Genomic DNA, 18,070 nt, shown 5'->3' with positions numbered 1-18,070 from the left:
GCGCGGGGGGTGGCCCCGCGCGGCACCCGCCGCCTTTCCGGACACGGCACCGAGAACCCTGCGGCGGCGCGGCGCTCCTGGCGAGGCTGCCCCGGCGCGCCCCAGCAGCGCCTGGAGGAACAGCGGGCGGGCCGCCCCTGGCGAACTCCGGTCCGTCCAGCGGAGATGCCGCGCGCTGCGGCCCAAGGCCGCTGCGTCCCTGGGGCGTTGGGCGGCGCGCCGGTCCACGGCGCCGAGCCACCGCTCTCGACTTCCTCCCCTCACAGGGGACTTGAGGTGGCGTCAGGCCCTGTGCTCAGCGGTCCAGGAACGAGGTCCAGACCCCCGGGCGGTCCACCCAGTAGACCTGGGCCGGGTCGTGCACGTCGACGTCCGCGCGCTCGTGGGCGACGTGGCGCTCGAGGTCGTGCTGCGTCGCGCAGGCGTGCGGCTGCGAGATGGTGCCGTCGAGGCGCAGCACCTGGACGTAGCGGCGGCCGTCGCGCGGGTCGACGGCGGAGACGTAGACCGGGCAGTCCGGGTTGGGCCAGCTGGGGGTACTCGTCATGGAACCAGGTTGTACCAGGTCCCGGACCGGTGCCCGGCGGCGGACGCGGGGCCCGGCCCGGCCTCAGCCGGCGGGCTTGCGCAGCTCGAAGAGCGTGCGGGACATCGTGGAGACGAAGGGCCCCTGCCGCTCGATCCGTTCGTGCAGGTCGCGCAGCCGGTCCCGGTAGCGCTCCACGCAGAAGTCGGGCACCGTCCAGATCACCTTGCGCAGGAACCAGACCATCGCGCCCACGTCGAAGAACTCCAGCCGCAGCCGCTCGTTGCGGCACTGGACGACCTGCAGGCCCGCGGCCCGCGCCCCGGCCGCCTCGGTCTCGTGCTCCCGGTCGTCGCCGGGCTCGAGCGGCCCCAGGAAGAACTCGCTGACCTCGACGTTCGTGCCGCCGCCGACGTGCTGGGCGAAGTAGGTGCCACCCGGCGCCAGCACCCGGGCGATCTCCGGCCAGTCGACCCGGGCCGGGTGACGGCTCGTCACCAGGTCGAAGGCGCCGTCCGCGAAGGGCAGCGGGGCGTCCTCGGCGGCGGCCACGACGACCGCGCCGAGCGGGTGCAGCAGCGCCGTCGCCCGGGCGGCGTTCGGCGGCCAGCCCTCGGTGACCACCATCGTCCGGGGGAAGTGCTCCGCCCCGGCCCCGGCCACCACCTCGCCGCCGCCGGTCTGAATGTCCAGCGCGGCCGTGGCCTGCGCCAACCTGCCGCCCAGCAGCCGCTGGTAGCCCCAGGAGGGGCGCTCCTCGGTGGCCCGGCCGGCCAGCCAGGAGAAGTCCCAGCCCTCGACGGGGGCCGCTGCCGCCTCGTCCACCAGCTCGTCGAACGATCGTCCCATGCGACGCATGAAAACACAGGCGCCCCGCGGCACGCCCGGGATTAAAACCGGAGCGCCGCGGGGCGCGGAAGAAGTGACGTGACGTCAGGCGCCGCGGCTAGGCGGCGAGTTCGAGCGGGCCGCGCTCGGCGCGAGCGGCGGACAGGTACTCGTCGAGAAGGGACTGGTACTGCGCGCGCTGCGCGTCGCTGAGCCGGCCGCCGGGGGCGGAGGCGAGAAGCGCGCGGATGCGGGCGTTCACCACCTCGGCGCGGGACAGCTGGATCGTTTCGAGCATGAGTACAGCCTAGGGCCTGGCACTGACAGTCCTGTACGCATTTAGGAGGAGGCCGACCCCCACCCGTCCCCCTACGGGACCCCTGCCGGGATCAGCTCTCGCCCAGGGCCATCCAGATCTCCGGGCGGGCCAGCGGCGCGAACCCGAGCTTGGCGTAGACGCCGTGGGCGTCGGCCGTGGCCAGCATGATCCGGCGCACGCCGAACGGCGCCACGTGGTCGCGGACCGCGGCGACCATGGCCGTGCCGACGCCCTTGCCCCGCACCTGCGGGTCCACGTACACGTCGCACAGCCAGGCGAAGGTGGCCCGGTCGGTGACCACCCGCGCGAAGGCCACCTGCTCCCCCGACGCCTCGTCGTAGACGCCGAAGACCAGCGACCCGGCCAGGGCCAGGTCGTGCTTCTCGCGCGGACGGCCCATCGCCCAGTACGCGTCCGTCGAGAGCCAGTGGTGCACGCGGTCCCTGTCGATCCGTTCGGGGTCCGCGGAGAAGGCGTAGCCGGGAGGCATGGAGTGGTCGCTCATGCGGGGGAGGCTGCCAGTCCGCGAAGCGCTCCGTCCACTCATTTGGCCAGCCTGGCGGCCCTCCCGAGTTGTGGGGCACCGGAGCATTGCTGAGGCTGGGGAGGACCGACGGTTGACGAGGGTGGTGGCCGATGCTTTCCGCGAAATCGATCTTCCAGGAGATCCTCGACGACGACGAGGCCTTCAGGCTCTTCTGCTCGATCGCCGCCGGCGGCGAGGCACAGGGCGGCTGGGAGAACGGCCGGATCGCGGTCCTGCTGCCCCCCGGCCAGCAGTACCTGGTCCACCGGGTCGCCCGGCACGGCGCCGACGAGGACAAGCACGGGCGCATCTTCCAGGCGCTGCTGAAGAAGCGTCAGCTCGCCCCGGTGCCGGTGCCGCCGGAGACCGACTACACCATGCTGCTCGAACGGATGGGCATCGGCCTCGCCCACAGCACCCTGAAAGGCGATCAGCAGCTCACCCAGGCCGAGGTCATCGCCTACCTCGCCCACAGCCGGGTCACCGAGCAGCGCGCCTCCGAGCAGATGCGGCTGCTGCAGAAGCACTTCGGCGGCGACCCGGTGATCGGGCGCGCGGTCCGCATGATCTCCCACGACGAGGACAACCACCTCGCCTACTGCCACGAGGAGCTGCTGCGCCTGGCCTACGCCGGGCACGGGCGGGAGATCCAGCGCATGCTGCGCGAGACCGCGATGGCCGAGATCAGGGTCTACCGGGACGTCAGCCTGGCCGTCATGGCCCACATGGGCGCGATCCTGCGCTGGCCCACGGCCAAACGGGCGGCGGTCGCCGCCGGAATCCACGCGATGTACGCCTACGACCGGGCGGGCGGCTGGCGGCGTATGGTCAGTCTGCGGATGCCCGAGCGGCTCGGCGCCCTGGACGGCCCCCTCCCGGCCGGGGCGGCGGTGGACTTCGCGTAGCGGGCGGCGTCCGCTCGACTCCTGGGGAGGACAAGGTTGCTGACGCTGGATCAGGTGGAGGCCCTCGCGCGCGAGGTGCACGCCGGACAGACGGACAAGAACGGCCGGCCCTACGCCGAGCACCTGGCCGCCGTGGCCCGGGGCACCGCCGAGCGGGGCGGGGACGCCGACCAGGTCGCCGCCGCCTGGCTGCACGACGCGGTCGAGGACAAGGTGCTGTCCGAGGAGTGGCTGGCCGGGGCGGACCTGAGCGAACGCACCAAGTCCATCGTCCGCGCGATGACCCGGCGGGACGACGAGTCGCTGGAGGACTACCTGGCCCGGGTCAGGGCCACGCCGGGGGCCGCCACCGTCAAGGCCGCGGACCTGGCCCACAACTCCGATCCGGCCCGGCTCGCCCTGATCGCCGACCCTGAGGTCCGGCAGCGGCTCCGGGCCAAGTACGCGCGCACCCGCGCCCTGCTCTTCCCGGAGGGACCCAGCCCCGTGTCCGCCGACGAGACCACCGGCTCCTTCCTGGAGCTCGACGGACGGCCCGCCGTCCGCTTCAGCCGCGAGTACGACAACCCCGTCGAGCAGGTCTGGGCGCTGGTCGCCACCCCGCACGGCCTGGCGGCCTGGTTCCCCTCCCCGCAGGTCGAGCTGGACCTGAAGCCCGGCGGGACCATCCGCTTCAGCGGCGACCCGCACATGCCCGAGTCCCGGGGCACGGTCCGCGCCGCCGAGCCGGGCAGGCTGCTGGCCTTCACCTGGGGCGACGACGAACTGCGCTTCGAGCTCACCGAGTTGGGCCCCGACCAGACCCGGCTGCAACTCGTCGACCTCCTGGAGTCGGCGCAGGCGGCGGCGCGCAACGCCGCGGGCTGGGAGCTGTGCCTGCGCGCGCTCGACGCGCGGGCGTCCGGCGCCCCCGCACCCGAGCGGCAGCCGGACGCCTGGCTGCCCCTGTACCGCGCGTACCAGGCGGCGGGCTTCCCCAGCGGCGCGCCGGTGCCCGGCCTCGACGAATAGGCCGCGCGGACCGGGCGCCACTTGTGCGCGGGCCCGCCGGTCAGCAGACTGTGCCCCGATGACCAGCGACACCGTCTCCGCCTCGGCCCCGGACGAGTTCATCCGCTCGCAGACCCGGGTGCTGCCCGCGCAGTTCGTGCCCGAGGTGCGGATGCACACGGCCGACGAGGTCTTCGAGCTGTGGGACCGCACCGACCGCAGGGCCGCCTCCGGCGAGGTGCAGCCGCCCCCGTTCTGGGCCCGCCCCTGGGCCGGCGGCCAGGCCCTGGCCCGCTACGTCCTGGACCACCCGCAGGCGGTGGCCGGACGCTCGGTCCTGGACCTCGCCTCGGGGTCCGGGCTGGTGGCCATCGCCGCGCTGCTCGCGGGTGCGGCCGAAGTGACGGTCAGTGAGATCGACCCGCTGGCGCAGGCGGCGATCCGCCTCAACGCGGAGGCCAACGGCGTCGGGCTCGGGCCCTCGCTGGGCGACGTCCTGGACGCGGACCCGCTCCCGGACGCCGAGGTGCTGCTGGTCGGCGACGCCTTCTACGAGCGCCCGCTGGCGGACCGCGTCCTCGCCTTCGCCCGCCGGATGCGCTCCGCGGGCACCGACGTCCTCGTCGGCGACCCCGGCCGGGCCTACCTCCCCCGCACCGACCTCACCGAGGTGGCCGTCTACGACGTCCCTGTCTCAAGGGAGTTGGAGAACACGGACGTGCGCCGTACCACCGTCTGGCGTCTCCCCACCTGACCCGGCCCCACCCGACCGGAGGCCCGAAACGGCAGCACAGGCCACCGCCGCCCGGCCGCAGCCCGGGAACGCCGCCCTACGGACAGCCGACCGGCCGGAGGCGAGGAGCGCAGCCCCCAAGAGCCGACCGAGGCACGACCGCCCGCACGGCGCGACGCGAAAGGGGCCAGTCCGCCCCCGGCCACCCGCATCCCGCGCCAGAAGAGTGCCCACCGCAGTGAGCGCGAGCGCGGGCCGGAGGCCAGCTGCCGGGGCCGGGGCCGGGTGCGCGAACCCGGGCCGGAGGCCGGGCGCCGGTCAGGTGTTCGGGACGTCCAGGTCCTTGGCGAGAGCCGCCACGCGTTCCGCGAAGCGCAGGTCCGTCGCCGTGATGCGGTCGCCGGCGTCGTGGGTGTTCACGCGGAGGGCGACCGAGCCGTAGAGGATGGTCACCGTGGCATGGTGGTTGAGCTCGTCCTCCAGCGCGGCCAGGGCGGTGTAGAAGGCCAGCACCCGGTCGCGGCCGGGCTTGTAGGCGGCGACCAGGCTGTCGCCCTCGCGGCTCCAGCCCGGCGCCGAGGCCAGGCCCTGGGTGACGGCCGCGTCGGCCAGGGGTTCGCGCATCATCGGCTTCCTCCCGCGGGTTCCGCGCTCCAGGTCACGGCCGGAGGCCGCACGCTCGCGCAGGTCGGATTGCCCTTCGCGTCGGTCAGGCCCAGTCGGGCCGTCAACCGGCCGCTGGCGAGGGCGGATTCGAGGGTTTCCGGGGGCACGTCGTCCAGCATCAGCTTGGCCCGGCGGAACATCCGGCCCTCGCTCAGCCAGGACAGGTAGACGAAGCGGACGCCCTGCCGGTTCTGCAGGTAGGGGCCCGTCAACCGGGGCGTCCCGGCCGCGTCGCGGCGCACCGTGCACGGCAGGGTCCACACGGCCCCCGCCCCGTCGCCGGGCTGCAGGTCCAGCCATTCCTCCGGCCGGTCGCGCCGTTGCACGCCGACCTCGATCCCGCCGTAGCCGATGCAGCTGCGCCCGGGCAGGTCGTGCGCCTCGATCCGGATTTCCACGCCCCCAGTATCCCGCCGACTGCCACGGCGTTCAGGTCAACGCTTCGAACTCCGGCGCGTCGCTGGGGAAGTCGTCGGGCAGGGTGCGGCTGATCAGCGGCTGATGTGACCGGGCCCGTCGCCGCCGAGGCCGGTCACCGGTGCGCTCCGCTCCGGTTCACGCCGTCTCGCGGCGGACCAGCTCCGTCGGCAGGATCACGGACGCCGGGGGCTCGCCCGAGATCAGCGAGAGCAGCAGGCGCACCATCTCCCCGCTGATCCGCTCCCACGGCTGACGCACCGTCGTCAGCGGGGGCCGGGCCGCGGCCGCGATCGCGCTGTCGTCGAAGCCGCCGACCGCCACGTCGCCGGGGACGCTGCGACCCGCCTTGGCGAGCGTCGCCAGCGCGCCGTCGGCCATCAGGTCGGAGGCGACGAACACCGCGTCCAGGTCCGGGGCCTGGGCCAGTAGGCGGGTCATGCCGGCCTCCCCGCTCGCGCGCGAGTAGTCGCCCTCGACGACGAGCGCCGGGTCGTAGTCGATGCCCGCCTCGGCCAGCATCTCCCGGTAGCCGGAGAGCCGGTCCACGCCGCCGGGGGTGTCCAGCGGGCCGGTCACCGTGGCGATCCGCCGCCGGCCCAGGCCGAGCAGGTGGCGCAGCATCTGCCGCGCGCCCTCGCGGTCGTCCGCGGCGACGTACGCGGGCGTGGCGACCTGGCCCAGCGGCTTGCCGCAGGCGACGACCGGCATCTTGGCCTCGTGCAGCAGCTCCACCATCGGGTTGCCCGAGTGCGAGGAGACCAGCAGCACGCCGTCCACGTGCCCGGCGGTGATGTACCGCCCTATCCGGCGCCGCTCCTCCTCGGTGCCCGCGATCATCAGCAGCAGCGGGATGTCGTGCTTGGCCAAGGCCGCGGTGCAACCCCGCAGCAGGTGGTTGAAGTTGGGGTCCTCGAAGAACCGGTCCTGCTCCTCGGTGAGCAGGAAGGCGACCGAGTCGGAGCGCTGGGTGACCAGGCTCCGGGCGTGCCGGTTGACGACGTAACCCGTCTTCTTGATGGCGGCGTTGACCGCCTTCAGCGCCTCGGGGCTGACGTTGTGCCCGCCGTTGAGCACGCGCGAGACGGTGCCGCGGGAGATCCCCGCCTCCCGGGCGACGTCGTGGATCGTCGGCGGCCGGCGACGGGCGGACGCTCCCCCGGAGGACGCGGCGTCGGACATGGCGTTTCGCTTTCCCTTGCTGTCTGCTGACGACTGGTCAGGACTTTACGGCCCCGGAGAGCAGATCGAGCCTCCAGAACCGCTGCAGCGTCAGGAAGAGCGCGATCAGCGGCAGCACCGAGACCAGCGAGCCGATGATGACCAGGGTGTACATGGCCGGGGCGGCGGCGCCCTGCTTGAGCAGCGTGTAGAGGCCGACCGTGATGGGGAACTTGCGGTCGTCGCCGAGCATGATGAAGGGCAGCAGGAAGTTGTTCCAGATGGCCACGAACTGGAACAGGAAGACGGTGATCAGGCCGGGCGCCATCATCGGCATGGCGACCGAGCGGAACAGCCGCCACTCGCTGCTGCCGTCGATCCGGCCCGCCTCCAGCACGTCGTCCGGGATGGCCCCGGCGGCGTAGATGCGGGCGAGGTAGATGCCGTAGGGGCTGACGACGCTGGGCAGCAGCACCGACCAGAAGGTGTCGGCCAGGCCGACCTTGGCGAACAGCAGGTACTGCGGCACCGCGAGCACGATGGGCGGCATCAGCACGCCGGCCAGCAGCACGTTGAAGACGGCGTTGCGCCCGGCGAAGCGGTACTTGGCCAGCGCGTAGCCGGTGACGCCGGAGAGGATCGCGGACAGCAGCGCCCCGCCGCCGGCGTAGAGCAGTGAGTTGAGCATCCACTGCCAGTACTCGCCGTCGCGGTAGCTGGAGAGGTCCCGCAGGTTCTGCCAGAAGCCGCTGCCGGGCGCGAGCGTGAAGGTGTTGAACAGCTCGCTGCGGCTCTTGGTGCTGGCCATCACGACCCACAGCACCGGCAGCAGGGTGTACACGGCGCCGAGCAGCAGGACGACGGTCGGCAGCCAACCGCCGCGCCGGGCGGGCTTCCTGGCCTGGGTGCCGGCACCGGCGGTCGCGCGCGGACGGATCTCGGTGGCGGTGGTCATCTCACGCCTCCCCGAGGCCGCGGCGGCCGACGAGCTTGAGGAAGCCGAAGGAGACGGCCAGGGTGACCACGGCGATGACGACCGAGGTGGCCGAGGCCGAGTAGATGTCGCCTTGGGTGAAGGCGTCGCGGTAGACCTTCATCAGAGGGCTCCAGGTGGAGGAGATCCCGTTGGTCAACGGGCGGAGGGTGGTGGGCTCGTTGAACACCTGGAGGGTGGCGATCATCGAGAAGAAGAAGGTGAGCACCAGCGAGGGCAGCACCATCGGCACCTTGATCCGCAACGCGATCTGCAGTTCGCTCGCGCCGTCCAGCCGGGCGGCCTCGTAGAGTTCAGCCGGGATGGACCGCAGCGAGGTGTAGATGACGATCATGTTGAAGCCGGTGCCGCCCCAGACCGCGATGTTGGCGATCGCCACCAGCATGCCGTTGCCGGACAGCAGGTCGGGCCCGTTCATCCCGAGCTTGTGCAGGATGAAGTAGCCCGGACTGATGGTGGGCAGGTAGAGGAAGCCCCACAGCAGCGAGGCGATGACGCCGGGGATGGCGTAGGGCAGGAAGATCGAGATGCGGGAGAAGGCGCGGAACCGGGTCCTGTCGGCGTCCAGCAGCAGGGCGAAGAGCAGTGCCAGGCCGAGCATGGTCGGCACCAGCAGGATGCCGTAGAGCAGCACCCGCCCGGTGCTGGAGAGCAGCTCGTGGTCGGAGAGCGCGGCGGTGTAGTTGCCGAGTCCGGCCCACCCCTCCGAGCGCGACCCCGGCCCCAACCCCAGTCCGGAGATGTGCACTTCACGGAAGCTCAGGTAGACGGCGTACCCGATCGGCACCGCGAGCAGCACGGTGAACAGGACGACGGCCGGCGCGATGAACGCGTACGGCGCGAGGCGCGCTTTCGCGCGTGAGGCGGACATAGGGCGACTCCGGGGATCGGGATCGGGCGGGCGTCGGGTCAGGCACCACCCGGGGACGCGGTGAACCGCGCGGCCAGCCCCTGCGCGAGGGGGCCTGGTGGCTCGCACGGTTCTCCGCGCCCCTGGAACGTGCGTGGTCGGGCTCAGCCGGCGGTCTTGAAGCCCTGCTTCTTCATGTCGGCCACGGTGGTCTGCTCCACGGTGTCGAGCGCCGCGGTGAAGTCCGACTTGGCCTGCGCGGCCTTGCCGAAGGCGTCCTTGAAGGCCGAGTACGCGGTGTTGACGTTGGGGCCCCACGCCGCCGGGGCGGTGGTGGCGGCGATCTTCGCGGCCTGGGTGTAGAAGTCGGGCTGGTTGCTGAAGTAGTCCGGGGCGGTCTTCAGCGCGTCACCGGTCTGCGCCTCGGTCGCGGCCGGGTACACGTAGGAGTTCTTGACCAGCGCGGCGACCGCGGCGGGGTCGGTGTTCAGCCAGAGCGCGAACTTGGCGGCCGCGTCCTGGTGCTTGGAGTTGGCCAGCACGCCGGTGGACGAACCGCCCCAGGAGCCGGTGACGTTCTGTCCCTTGGTCCACTGGGGCAGCGGGGCCATGGCCCACTTGCCCTTGCCGGAGGGCGCGCTGCTGGTGAGCACGCCGGGCGCCCACACCGCGGAGACCCAGGCGATCTGGGTGCCGTTGTCCAGCGCCTTGCTCCAAGCGGGCGTGTACATCGGCGAGTTGTCGATGGCGCCCTCCTTGACCAGGCCGCCCCAGAAGCTCGCGACCTTCTTGGTCGCGGCGTCGTTGAGGGCCACGTTCCACGTGTCGCCGCTGGTGGTCCACCACTTGGCGCCGGCCTGCTGGGCCAGGCCCGCGAACAGGCCGGGGTCGTTGGCCGAGAAGGTGGTCAGGTACTTGGACTTGTCCTGCTGGCGCAGCTTGCGGGCGTCGGCCGCGAACTCGTCCCAGGTGGTGGGGACGGTCAGGCCGTACTTCTGGAACAGGTCGGTGCGGTAGTAGAACATCAGCGGGCCGCTGTCCTGCGGGATGGCGTAGACCGCGTTGCTGCCGAGGGTGACCTGGGACCAGATGCCCGAGGCGAACTTCGACTGGGCGCTGCCGTCCTGCTTGGAGATGTCGGCCAGCACGCTGTTGCTGACCAGGGTGGGCAGGGCCTGGTACTCGGCCTGCACCAGGTCCGGGCCGCCGCCGGCCTTGGCCGCGGTGATCACCTTGGTGAGCAGGTCGTCGCCGGAGGCCTGCTTCTCGACCGTGACCTGGATGTCGGGGTTGGCCTTGTTCCAGATGTCCACGACCTTGTCCAGGCCAGGAGCCCAGGCCCAGTAGGTCAGCTTGACCGGACCGGAGGACGTGTCCTGGGGCGCGCTGTTCGTCGAGGACGACCCGCTGCTGCTGCAACCCGCGACCAGGGCGGTGGCCAGAGCGCTCGAAACGACGCCGAGGGCGATGCGACGGTGCATCGAAAGCATGGATCCTCCCACTGACGAGGACGTCCGCACCCTGCGGACTGTCTGCCATGCGCTGTGATCGTTCACAGTACGGAAACGCACACGACACCTGTCAAGCCTCGTTGCCAAGCAGTTATCTCCGTGAGGCATCACGCCAAATTGGCGGAGAATTCAGGCATTTGGGACACCAAAAACAAACAAACTCCCACTTGCCAACTCCCGGCCCATGTCCGCTAGCCTGTGCACGTTCACAGAGCAGTGGGAGATCCGACATGACCGTGAAACGTCTCGCCTTCGGCGGCGACTACAACCCCGAGCAGTGGCCCGAGGAGGTGTGGGCCGAGGACATGGCCCTCATGCGCGAGGCCGGGGTGACCATGGTCAGCGTCGGCATCTTCTCCTGGGCCCTGCTGGAGCCGTCCCCCGGCGTGTTCGAGTTCGGCTGGCTGGACCGGCTGCTGACGCTGCTTCAGGAGAACGGCATCAAGGCCGACCTGGGCACCCCCACCGTGGTCCCGCCGGCCTGGTTCTACCAGGCGCACCCGGAGGCGCTGCCGGTCACCAAGGACGGCCAGCGGCTGGAGTTCGGCGGCCGCGCGGCCATCTGCCACTCCAGCGACGCCTACCACGAGGCCGTCACCCGGATCACCACCGCGCTGGCCGAGCGCTACCGCGACCACCCGGCGCTGGCGATGTGGCACGTCCACAACGAGTACGGCGCCCCGGTCTCCTCCTGCTACTGCGACGCCTCCGCCGCCCACTTCCGCCGCTGGCTGCGCGACCGGTACCGCACCCTGGACGCCCTCAACGACGCCTGGGGAACCCTCTTCTGGGGCCAGCGCTACACCGACTGGGAGCAGATCCGCACCCCGCGGCGCACCCCCACCGCCGGCAACCCCGGCCAGCAGCTCGACTTCGCGCGCTTCACCAACGACGCGATGCTGGCGAGCTTCCGCCTCGAGCGCGACATCCTGCACCGGCTCTCCCCCGGCACCCCGGTCACCACCAACTTCATGACGGCGCTCAGCCAGTGCGGCAGCGTGGACTACTGGACCTGGGGCCGCGAGGTGGACCTGGTCACCAACGACCACTACCTGGTCTCCGAGGCCGAGCGCACCCACGTCAACCTGTCCATGAGCGCCGACCTGACCCGCTCGGTGGCGGGCGGGGACCCGTGGCTGATCCTGGAGCACTCCACCGGCGCGGTGAACTGGCAGACCCGCAACATCGCCAAGCGCCCCGGCGAGCTGGGCCGCAACTCGCTGGCCCATGTCGCCCGCGGCTCGGACGGCGCGATGTTCTTCCAGTGGCGCGCCTCCCGCTACGGGGCGGAGAAGTTCCACTCGGCGATGCTGCCGCACGCCGGGACCGACAGCCGGATCTGGCGCGAGGTCAAGCGGCTCGGCGCCGACCTGGCCGCGCTCGCGGAGGTCGCGGGCAGCAGGGTGCAGGCCGACGCCGCGGTCGTCTGGGACTGGGAGTCCTGGTGGGCCCAGGGCCTGGAGTGGCGCCCCAGCGAGGACCACACCGCCGACGAGCGGGCCGACGCCTTCTACGAGGCGCTGTTCGACCGGCACCTGACCGTCGACTTCGTCCACTCGGAGGCGGACCTGACGGCCTATCCGCTGGTCGTCGTCCCGGCCCTGTACCTGGCCACCGAGGCGGCCGGGGCCAACCTGACCCGCTATGTGGAGCAGGGCGGCACCCTCGTCGTCTCCTACTTCTCCGGCATCGTCGACGAGCACGACACGATCCATCCCGGCCCCCATCCGGGCGTGCTGCGGGACGTGCTCGGCCTGACCGTCGAGGAGTTCCTGCCGCTGCGCGCAGGCGAGAAGGTCGCCGTCGAGGGCGGCAACGCCACGCTGACCGGCGACGTGTGGGCCGAGGACGTCAAGCTGCACGGTGCGGAGGCGGTCTGGCGCTACGCCGACGGCCCGGCCGTCGGCGGCCCGGCGGTCACGCGCCACGCGCTCGGGGAGGGAGCCGCCTGGTACGTCTCGACGCGCCTCGCCCCCGCCGCGCTGGAGCAGGTGCTCGCGCTGGCCGCGTCGGACGCGCGGCTGCCGGAGCGGGCCGAACTGCCGCGCGACGTCGAGGTGGTGCTGCGCGCGGACGCGGAGACCGGACGCCGCTGGGTCTTCGTGCTCAACCACTCCGCCCACGAGGCCAAGGTCCCGGTGGACGGCGCGGGCGACGAACTCCTCACCGGCGATCGGGTGGCCTCCCGCCTGGCCGTCCCGGCAGGCGAAGTGCGGGTCGTCCGCCTGGACCCCTGACGGTCCCGCCCCAGGACCCCTGACGGGTCCTCATGGTTCCCGCCCCGGCGCGTGGTTGCCCCGTTGTCGCGCCCGGGCGGAGCCCGCTCCCCGAAGCGGGCACTGGCCCGCTCCTCGGGGCGGGCCTCGGCCCCGGCCGGTGTATTGAGGGACGCCGGCCGGGGCTTTCCCCCACCCATCCCATCGTCAGAGAGGACGATGTGTCGATGCGTCACCTCATGGTCAGGATCATGTCCCTGGTCCTGTTCGGTGTCGGAGCGCTGCTGGCCGCGCCCGCGACCACGGCCCACGCCGCCGCCACGGTCACCAACGGCGGCTTCGAGAGCAACGGCGCCAGGACCACCTCGATCACCGGCTGGACCACCTACTCCCCCAACGGCACGGGCGCCGCCGCCTACACCGAGTCCGGCGGACACTCCGGCAGTTGGCGGCTCACCCACTGGTCCTCCAGCGCCTACAACGTCAACACCTACCAGTACCTGTCCGGCCTCACCAACGGGAACTACACGCTGACGGCCTGGGTGCGCTCGGGCGGCGGCCAGAACTCCGTCTACATCGCGCTCACCAACTGCGGCGGCACGGACAAGAAGACCTACGTGCCGACCATGGCCGACGGCAACTGGGTGCGGATCGTCGTCTCCACCACCGTCAGCAACAACCAGTGCACGATCAACCTGGTCTCCGACGCGAACGCCGGCAACTGGGCCAACTTCGACGACGTCACCTTCACCTCCGGCTACGCCTCGCTGGCGATCCGCGGCGGTGACGTGTCGAGCCTGGAGCGCGGGCAGGAGCTCGGCGGCGTCTACTACAACAGCAGCGGCACCAAGCAGTCGGCGCTGACCGTCCTCGGCAACGCGGGCATGAACTACGCCCGGCTGCGGGTCTGGGTCAACCCGGCCGACGGCTTCGACAACGAGACCGAACTCCTCGCCATGGCCAAGCAGGTGAAGGCCAAGGGCATGGGCCTGCTGCTGGACTTCCACTACTCCGACACCTGGGCCGACCCGGGCAAGCAGACCATACCCGCCGCCTGGGCGAGCCTGTCGCTGAGCGCGCTGGAGACCCAGGTCTACACCTACAGCAAGCAGGTCGTCGCCGACCTCGTCGCCCAGGGCACCGCCCCCGACATGGTCCAGGTGGGCAACGAGATCAACGCCGGGATGCTCTGGTCCTACGGGTCCACCTCCAACTGGAGCCAACTGGCGGCGCTGCTGAAGTCGGGCATCAACGGCGTGCACGCGGCCGACTCCTCGGCGAGGATCATGCTGCACATCGCCAACGGCGCGGCCGACTCCACGGCCAAGGCCTGGTACCAGAACGCGGTCAACTACGGCGTCCCCTTCGACGTCATCGGCCTGTCCTACTACGACTACTGGCACGGCCCGCTGGACCAGCTGCAGACCACCCTCGACGACCTGGCCGCCACGTTCGGCAAGCCGGTCGTGGTCGCGGAGACCGCCTACCCGTGGACGATGGCGAACGGCGACGCCGAGACCAACTCGGTCACCTCCTCCAACACCACGCTGGACGCCGGCTACCCGGCCACCCCGGCCGGGCAGGCGGCCAACTTCCGCGACGTGCAGTCGGTCGTCCAGGCCGTGCCCAACGGCCTCGGCTGGGGCGCCTTCTACTGGGAGCCGACCTGGACCGTGGTCTCCGGCAACGGCTGGGACCCGGCGAACGCCTCCTCCGGCGACGGCTGGGAGAACCAGGCCATGTTCGACTTCTCGGACAAGGCCTTGGCCGTCGTCAACGAGTACGCCGCGCGCTGAGCGCCCGCCGCGCGGGCACGGACGGCCGGTGCCGTGCCCGCGCGCACCGCTCCCGCGACTCCCCACCCCGGTCCCACGAAAGGATCGCCCGTGCAGCGACGCACGTTCCTCAAGGCCGCGGCCACCACCGCAGGAGCCGCCGCCCTCCCGCTCGCCCTCTCCCCCGCCGCCTTCGCCGCGGACGACCCGCAGGGCCCGAAGCTCCGGTTCCGGGGCGTGGACCTCTCCTCCCTGCCCAAGAGCGAGGCCCTGGGCGGCGTCTACCGCCACCCCGACGGCCGCCGAGGCGACGCCGTGCGGATCCTCGCCGAGGCCGGGGTCACCCACGCCCGCGCCAAGGTCTGGGTCGACCCCGCCGACGGCTGGAACACCAAGCGCCAACTCCTGCCGCTGGCACGGCGCCTGCACCGGGCCGGGATCCGGCTGCTGGTGGACTTCCACTACTCGGACACCTGGGCCGACCCGGGCAAGCAGTTCAAGCCCGCCGCCTGGGCGGGCTACGACCTCGACGGCCTCAAGCGGGCCGTCTTCGACCACACCGCCGACGTCCTCGGCTCGCTGGCCCGCCAGGGCACCCCCGCCGCCATGGCCCAGATCGGCAACGAGCTCAACGGCGGGATGCTCTGGCCGGACGGCGACTGGAACCACTGGTCCCAGCTCGCCGACCTGCTCAAGTCCGGTGTCTCCGCAGCCCGTTCGGTCTCTCCGCGGACCAGGATCGTGCTCCACCTGGCCAACGGCGGTGACAACGGGCTCTACCGCTGGTGGTTCGACAACGCGGTCCGGTACGAGGTGCCCTTCGACGTGATCGGCGCCTCCTACTACCCGTACTGGCACGGCCCGCTCTCCGGCCTGGCCGCCAACCTGGCGGACGTCTCCGCCCGTTACGGCAAGGACGTGCTGGTCGCCGAGACCGGCTACCCGTTCCGGCTGGACAGCGAGGACGCGCTGGCGAACATGGTCGACTCCGCGGACGAGCTGGTGGCCGGCTTCCCGGCCACCCCGGAGGGGCAGGCGGCGTGGGTGCGCACCCTGGCCGAGACCGTCGCCGCCGTGCCCGGCGGGCGCGGACTGGGCCTGTGCTACTGGGAGGGCACCTGGACCGCCGTCCCCGGCAACGGCTGGGACCCGGCCGACCCGGCGTCCGGCAACGCCTGGGAGAACCAGGCGCTGTTCGGCTACGACGACCGCGCCCTGCCCGCGCTGCGGACCCTGGGCCGCTGCTGACGCGAAACGGCCGCTGACCGCGGACTGCTGACGCGCCGTCACAGCGCCCGGAGCCGGTCCAGGATCAGCTGGAGCGTGGCGATCGGGACGCTGTGCCGGCGCGTCGGCGCGGCCGCCGGGCTCGCGGTGCGGCGCGGCAGCGGCTTCGCCCGCTGCTCCGCCAGCACCTCGGGCAGGCCCTGCAGCAGGTGCCGCAGACCGATCCGGGCCAGCGCCGGGTTCGCCTGCGACCGGACCAGGGTCACCTGGACGAAGGCGTGCCCGCCGCCGAGCAGCGGCGTGGTCTGCTGGAGGGACAGATGGTGCTCCCCGGTGAGCAGGAACTCCTCCGGCACCTCCCCGGTGGGCCCGGCGCCCCGGGCGTGGACCAGGGCCGACAGCGCGGCCTCGTGCGCGAAGCCGGGGGGTTGGGCCGGGTCCTGGGCGAAGGCCAGGGTGCCGCCGCGGGCGAGTTCGCCGAGCACGACGGAGACGGCCCCGGGGATGCGCAGCGCCCGGTCGAGCGCGTCGGCGAGCGAGGCGACCGGGCCGGCGTCGGCGTCGGGCCGCCACAGGACGAGCGAGGATCCCACGGCCTGTCAGAGGGCGAGGTCGTCCTCGATCTGCCGGAGCCGGAGCCGGGCCATGGCGAGGTTGGCGCGGCGCCGGTCCAGTGCGAGGTAGAGGAAGTGGCCCTCGCTGCCCTTCTTGGTGAGCGGCCGGATCAGGTGGTACTGGCTGGAGAGGGTGATCAGGATGTCCTCGATGCCCTCGTGGTGCAGGTTGAGCATCTCCATGGTGCGCATCTTGGCCCGGACCACCTCGGTGTTCCCGGCCGCGGCCACGTTGAGGTCGAGGTCGGCGCTGTTGCCCAGGGTGCCCAGGGCCATTCCGCTGTTGTAGTCGACGACGGCGACGCCCACGGCGCCGTCGATCGCCATGGCTTCCTTGAGTGCGATGTCCAAGTTCGGCATGCGCAGGACCCTATGAAGGTCCGTCAGCCGAGGTCACGGCTTCGACCGCTATTGATCGAAATTGCCCGCCTGCTGTCATCTGCTTCTGTCATATGACAGAAGCAGATGACAATCTGGCGCGCGGATCAGCGCTGCCAGTCCACTCCCGCCGCGCGGGTCCAGCGCCAGCCGGCCGCCTCCCAGTGGCGCGGCTGGGCCGCCAGCCGGGCGGCGAACTGCCGCCAGTCGCGGCCGCGTTGCGGCGTCCAGGCGACCTCCGCCAGGGCGGGCAGGCGGGGCAGCAGCTGCGCGCCCAGCTTCGCCGCGTCCGGGACGAACTCGGTCCAGACCGGGACCTCGACGCCGACGACCGCCCCCTCCGGCAGGCCGGTCAGGTAGTGGTCCGGATCCCATCCGTAGGCATCCGCGACGGAGATGGCCCCCGCCCAGTCCTGGCCCTGCTCCTCCATCGCGTACTTCATGTCCAGGTAGGCCCGGTCCCCCGGGGACATCACCACCTTCGCCCCGGCCCTGGCCGCCCGGCGCACCGACTCCTCGATCTCGGCGGTGAGTTGGGCCCGCGGTCGCCAGGCCTGCAGCAGCGCGAAGGACGCCGGGTCGGCCAGCCCCGCCTCGTCCCAGGCCACCGGCAGCTTGCCGTGCTCGCGCACGCTGCGTGCGGCCCGGTCCATGAACCCGGCGTAGTCTTCGCGCTCCAGCTTGAACGTCTCGTCCCCGCCGACGTGCAGCCAGGGCCCGGGGGTCAGCGCGGCCAGGGCGCCGATCACCGAGTCGACGAACGCGTAGGTACGGGCCGCGCCGGTGTCCACCCGGCTCTGGCCGACCTCGGCGCTCAGGTACGGGTAGACGGGCTCGTCCCCCGGCCAGGCCAGCTCCGGATAGGCGGCGATGGCCGCGTTGGTGTGGCCGGGCAGGTCGATCTCCGGGACCACGGTGAGGTGCCGCTCCGCCGCGTAAGCGGTGATCGCCCGGTAGTCGGCGGCGCTGTAGAAGCCGCCCGCCCCGCCCGCGATGTCGCTGGCGCCGCCGACCTCGGTCAGCTTGGGCCAGCCCTCGACCGCGATGCGCCAGCCCTGGTCGTCGGTCAGGTGCAGGTGCAGCACGTTGCACTTGTAGGCGGCCAGCAGGTCGATGTACCGCAGCACGTCCGCCACCGGGAAGAAGTGCCGGGCCACGTCCAGCATCCCGCCCCGGTAGGCGTACCGGGGATGGTCCTCGACGACGCCCTGCGGGACGGGGGACGGGAGTTGACGCAGCGTCTGCACCCCGTACCAGAGCCCGGCTCCGTCGCCCGCCACCACGGTGACGCCGTCCGCGTCGGACTGCAGCCGGTAGCCCTCCGCCGGCAGGCCTGACGCCCGGTCAAGGCGCAGCCGCAGATTGCCGTCGGGCCCGAGAGGCAGGCCGAGCAGCGGGGCGGCGAGCGCGGCGACCCGCTCTGCCTGCGGGCCG

General features: G+C 72.2%; 19 protein-coding genes and 1 pseudogene (1 of these 20 running past the window's edge). 7 read left to right on the top strand and 13 right to left on the bottom strand.

Features of this window, described 5'->3' with window-relative positions; all coding sequences use genetic code 11:
* Nucleotides 1-295 precede the first annotated feature (295 nt).
* The 4 genes from ACFP3V_RS17205 to ACFP3V_RS17190 form a co-directional block, all read right to left on the bottom strand.
* On the bottom strand, nt 296-547 hold the full coding sequence (locus tag ACFP3V_RS17205) for a hypothetical protein (protein WP_380584301.1): 252 nt from the start codon (nt 545-547) through the stop codon (nt 296-298).
* Nucleotides 548-610: 63 nt separating this feature from the next.
* Nucleotides 611-1,375, bottom strand: coding sequence for a methyltransferase domain-containing protein (locus ACFP3V_RS17200; RefSeq protein ID WP_380584299.1), 765 nt, complete (start codon nt 1,373-1,375; stop codon nt 611-613).
* A 97-nt stretch (nt 1,376-1,472) separates the two neighbouring features.
* Nucleotides 1,473-1,652 carry a hypothetical protein gene (locus tag ACFP3V_RS17195; RefSeq protein ID WP_380584297.1) on the bottom strand — a complete coding sequence of 60 codons (180 nt, stop codon included), beginning with the start codon at nt 1,650-1,652 and terminating at the stop codon, nt 1,473-1,475.
* 91 nt (nt 1,653-1,743) lie between these two features.
* Nucleotides 1,744-2,178: a GNAT family N-acetyltransferase gene (locus tag ACFP3V_RS17190; protein WP_380584295.1), complete on the bottom strand. Its 435-nt coding sequence runs from the start codon at nt 2,176-2,178 to the stop codon at nt 1,744-1,746.
* Nucleotides 2,179-2,309: 131 nt separating this feature from the next.
* On the opposite strand from ACFP3V_RS17190, the gene ACFP3V_RS17185 reads away from it, so the two are divergent.
* The 4 genes and pseudogenes from ACFP3V_RS17185 (at nt 2,310) to ACFP3V_RS17170 (ending at nt 4,848) form a co-directional block, all read left to right on the top strand.
* Entirely contained in the window at nt 2,310-3,104 is a 795-nt protein-coding gene (locus ACFP3V_RS17185; RefSeq protein ID WP_380584293.1) for a ferritin-like domain-containing protein, read from the top strand.
* A 21-nt stretch (nt 3,105-3,125) separates the two neighbouring features.
* A pseudogene (locus ACFP3V_RS17180) lies at nt 3,126-3,569 on the top strand (HD domain-containing protein); the annotation flags it as partial.
* Nucleotides 3,570-3,590: 21 nt separating this feature from the next.
* On the top strand, nt 3,591-4,115 hold the full coding sequence (locus ACFP3V_RS17175; protein ID WP_380584326.1) for an SRPBCC family protein: 525 nt from the start codon (nt 3,591-3,593) through the stop codon (nt 4,113-4,115).
* 58 nt (nt 4,116-4,173) lie between these two features.
* Nucleotides 4,174-4,848 carry a class I SAM-dependent methyltransferase gene (locus ACFP3V_RS17170; RefSeq protein WP_380584291.1) on the top strand — a complete coding sequence of 225 codons (675 nt, stop codon included), beginning with the start codon at nt 4,174-4,176 and terminating at the stop codon, nt 4,846-4,848.
* 297 nt (nt 4,849-5,145) lie between these two features.
* On the opposite strand, the gene ACFP3V_RS17165 is transcribed toward ACFP3V_RS17170, so the two are convergent.
* From ACFP3V_RS17165 to ACFP3V_RS17140, 6 genes are all read right to left on the bottom strand, one after another.
* Nucleotides 5,146-5,454, bottom strand: coding sequence for a 4a-hydroxytetrahydrobiopterin dehydratase (locus tag ACFP3V_RS17165; RefSeq protein ID WP_380584289.1), 309 nt, complete (start codon nt 5,452-5,454; stop codon nt 5,146-5,148).
* Entirely contained in the window at nt 5,451-5,891 is a 441-nt protein-coding gene (locus ACFP3V_RS17160) for a DUF5990 family protein (protein WP_380584287.1), read from the bottom strand. Before ACFP3V_RS17160 ends, ACFP3V_RS17165 begins: the two co-directional genes overlap by 4 nt.
* Before the next feature lie 157 nt (nt 5,892-6,048).
* Nucleotides 6,049-7,092: a LacI family DNA-binding transcriptional regulator gene (locus ACFP3V_RS17155; RefSeq protein ID WP_380584285.1), complete on the bottom strand. Its 1,044-nt coding sequence runs from the start codon at nt 7,090-7,092 to the stop codon at nt 6,049-6,051.
* Nucleotides 7,093-7,129: 37 nt separating this feature from the next.
* Nucleotides 7,130-8,026: a carbohydrate ABC transporter permease gene (locus ACFP3V_RS17150; RefSeq protein WP_380584283.1), complete on the bottom strand. Its 897-nt coding sequence runs from the start codon at nt 8,024-8,026 to the stop codon at nt 7,130-7,132.
* Nucleotide 8,027: 1 nt separating this feature from the next.
* Nucleotides 8,028-8,936 carry a carbohydrate ABC transporter permease gene (locus ACFP3V_RS17145; protein ID WP_380584281.1) on the bottom strand — a complete coding sequence of 303 codons (909 nt, stop codon included), beginning with the start codon at nt 8,934-8,936 and terminating at the stop codon, nt 8,028-8,030.
* Nucleotides 8,937-9,079: 143 nt separating this feature from the next.
* Nucleotides 9,080-10,396, bottom strand: coding sequence for an ABC transporter substrate-binding protein (locus ACFP3V_RS17140; protein ID WP_380584279.1), 1,317 nt, complete (start codon nt 10,394-10,396; stop codon nt 9,080-9,082).
* 260 nt (nt 10,397-10,656) lie between these two features.
* Between ACFP3V_RS17140 and ACFP3V_RS17135 the strand changes: the two genes are divergently transcribed.
* From ACFP3V_RS17135 to ACFP3V_RS17125, 3 genes are all read left to right on the top strand, one after another.
* Complete coding sequence (locus tag ACFP3V_RS17135) at nt 10,657-12,663, top strand: beta-galactosidase (RefSeq protein ID WP_380584277.1); 2,007 nt, start codon at nt 10,657-10,659, stop codon at nt 12,661-12,663.
* 206 nt (nt 12,664-12,869) lie between these two features.
* Nucleotides 12,870-14,438 (top strand): glycosyl hydrolase 53 family protein, encoded by a 1,569-nt coding sequence (locus ACFP3V_RS17130; protein WP_380584275.1) that lies wholly within the window; start codon nt 12,870-12,872, stop codon nt 14,436-14,438.
* 90 nt (nt 14,439-14,528) lie between these two features.
* A complete protein-coding gene (locus ACFP3V_RS17125) occupies nt 14,529-15,665 on the top strand; it encodes a glycoside hydrolase family 53 protein (protein ID WP_380584273.1) in 1,137 nt (378 codons plus the stop codon).
* A gap of 38 nt (nt 15,666-15,703) precedes the next feature.
* Here the strand turns inward: ACFP3V_RS17125 and ACFP3V_RS17120 are convergent, their stop codons facing one another.
* From ACFP3V_RS17120 to ACFP3V_RS17110, 3 genes are all read right to left on the bottom strand, one after another.
* Nucleotides 15,704-16,237, bottom strand: coding sequence for a hypothetical protein (locus ACFP3V_RS17120; protein WP_380584271.1), 534 nt, complete (start codon nt 16,235-16,237; stop codon nt 15,704-15,706).
* Between the two features lie 6 nt (nt 16,238-16,243).
* On the bottom strand, nt 16,244-16,618 hold the full coding sequence (locus ACFP3V_RS17115) for a hypothetical protein (RefSeq protein ID WP_380584269.1): 375 nt from the start codon (nt 16,616-16,618) through the stop codon (nt 16,244-16,246).
* A gap of 125 nt (nt 16,619-16,743) precedes the next feature.
* Nucleotides 16,744-18,070: the 3' portion of a family 20 glycosylhydrolase gene (locus ACFP3V_RS17110; protein ID WP_380584267.1), read on the bottom strand. It continues 128 nt past the right edge of the window; only the last 1,327 of its 1,455 coding nucleotides appear in the window; its start codon lies off the right edge, out of view — the gene reads right to left on this strand; the stop codon is at nt 16,744-16,746.

The sequence above is a fragment of the Streptacidiphilus monticola genome (genome assembly GCF_042658505.1).
Classification (GTDB): Bacteria; Actinomycetota; Actinomycetes; order Streptomycetales; family Streptomycetaceae; genus Streptacidiphilus; species Streptacidiphilus monticola.
The sequence above is the reverse complement of the archived record's forward strand: the minus strand, read 5'-3'. Positions and strand labels throughout refer to the sequence as shown.

Coding starts and splice junctions, on each gene's coding strand:
- ACFP3V_RS17205 (WP_380584301.1), bottom strand. CDS start 547: ATGACGAGTACCCCCAGCTGGCCCAACCCGGACTGCCCGGTCTACGTC.
- ACFP3V_RS17200 (WP_380584299.1), bottom strand. CDS start 1,375: ATGGGACGATCGTTCGACGAGCTGGTGGACGAGGCGGCAGCGGCCCCC.
- ACFP3V_RS17195 (WP_380584297.1), bottom strand. CDS start 1,652: ATGCTCGAAACGATCCAGCTGTCCCGCGCCGAGGTGGTGAACGCCCGC.
- ACFP3V_RS17190 (WP_380584295.1), bottom strand. CDS start 2,178: ATGAGCGACCACTCCATGCCTCCCGGCTACGCCTTCTCCGCGGACCCC.
- ACFP3V_RS17185 (WP_380584293.1), top strand. CDS start 2,310: ATGCTTTCCGCGAAATCGATCTTCCAGGAGATCCTCGACGACGACGAG.
- ACFP3V_RS17170 (WP_380584291.1), top strand. CDS start 4,174: ATGACCAGCGACACCGTCTCCGCCTCGGCCCCGGACGAGTTCATCCGC.
- ACFP3V_RS17165 (WP_380584289.1), bottom strand. CDS start 5,454: ATGATGCGCGAACCCCTGGCCGACGCGGCCGTCACCCAGGGCCTGGCC.
- ACFP3V_RS17155 (WP_380584285.1), bottom strand. CDS start 7,092: ATGTCCGACGCCGCGTCCTCCGGGGGAGCGTCCGCCCGTCGCCGGCCG.
- ACFP3V_RS17150 (WP_380584283.1), bottom strand. CDS start 8,026: ATGACCACCGCCACCGAGATCCGTCCGCGCGCGACCGCCGGTGCCGGC.
- ACFP3V_RS17145 (WP_380584281.1), bottom strand. CDS start 8,936: ATGTCCGCCTCACGCGCGAAAGCGCGCCTCGCGCCGTACGCGTTCATC.
- ACFP3V_RS17140 (WP_380584279.1), bottom strand. CDS start 10,396: ATGCACCGTCGCATCGCCCTCGGCGTCGTTTCGAGCGCTCTGGCCACC.
- ACFP3V_RS17135 (WP_380584277.1), top strand. CDS start 10,657: ATGACCGTGAAACGTCTCGCCTTCGGCGGCGACTACAACCCCGAGCAG.
- ACFP3V_RS17130 (WP_380584275.1), top strand. CDS start 12,870: ATGCGTCACCTCATGGTCAGGATCATGTCCCTGGTCCTGTTCGGTGTC.
- ACFP3V_RS17115 (WP_380584269.1), bottom strand. CDS start 16,618: ATGCCGAACTTGGACATCGCACTCAAGGAAGCCATGGCGATCGACGGC.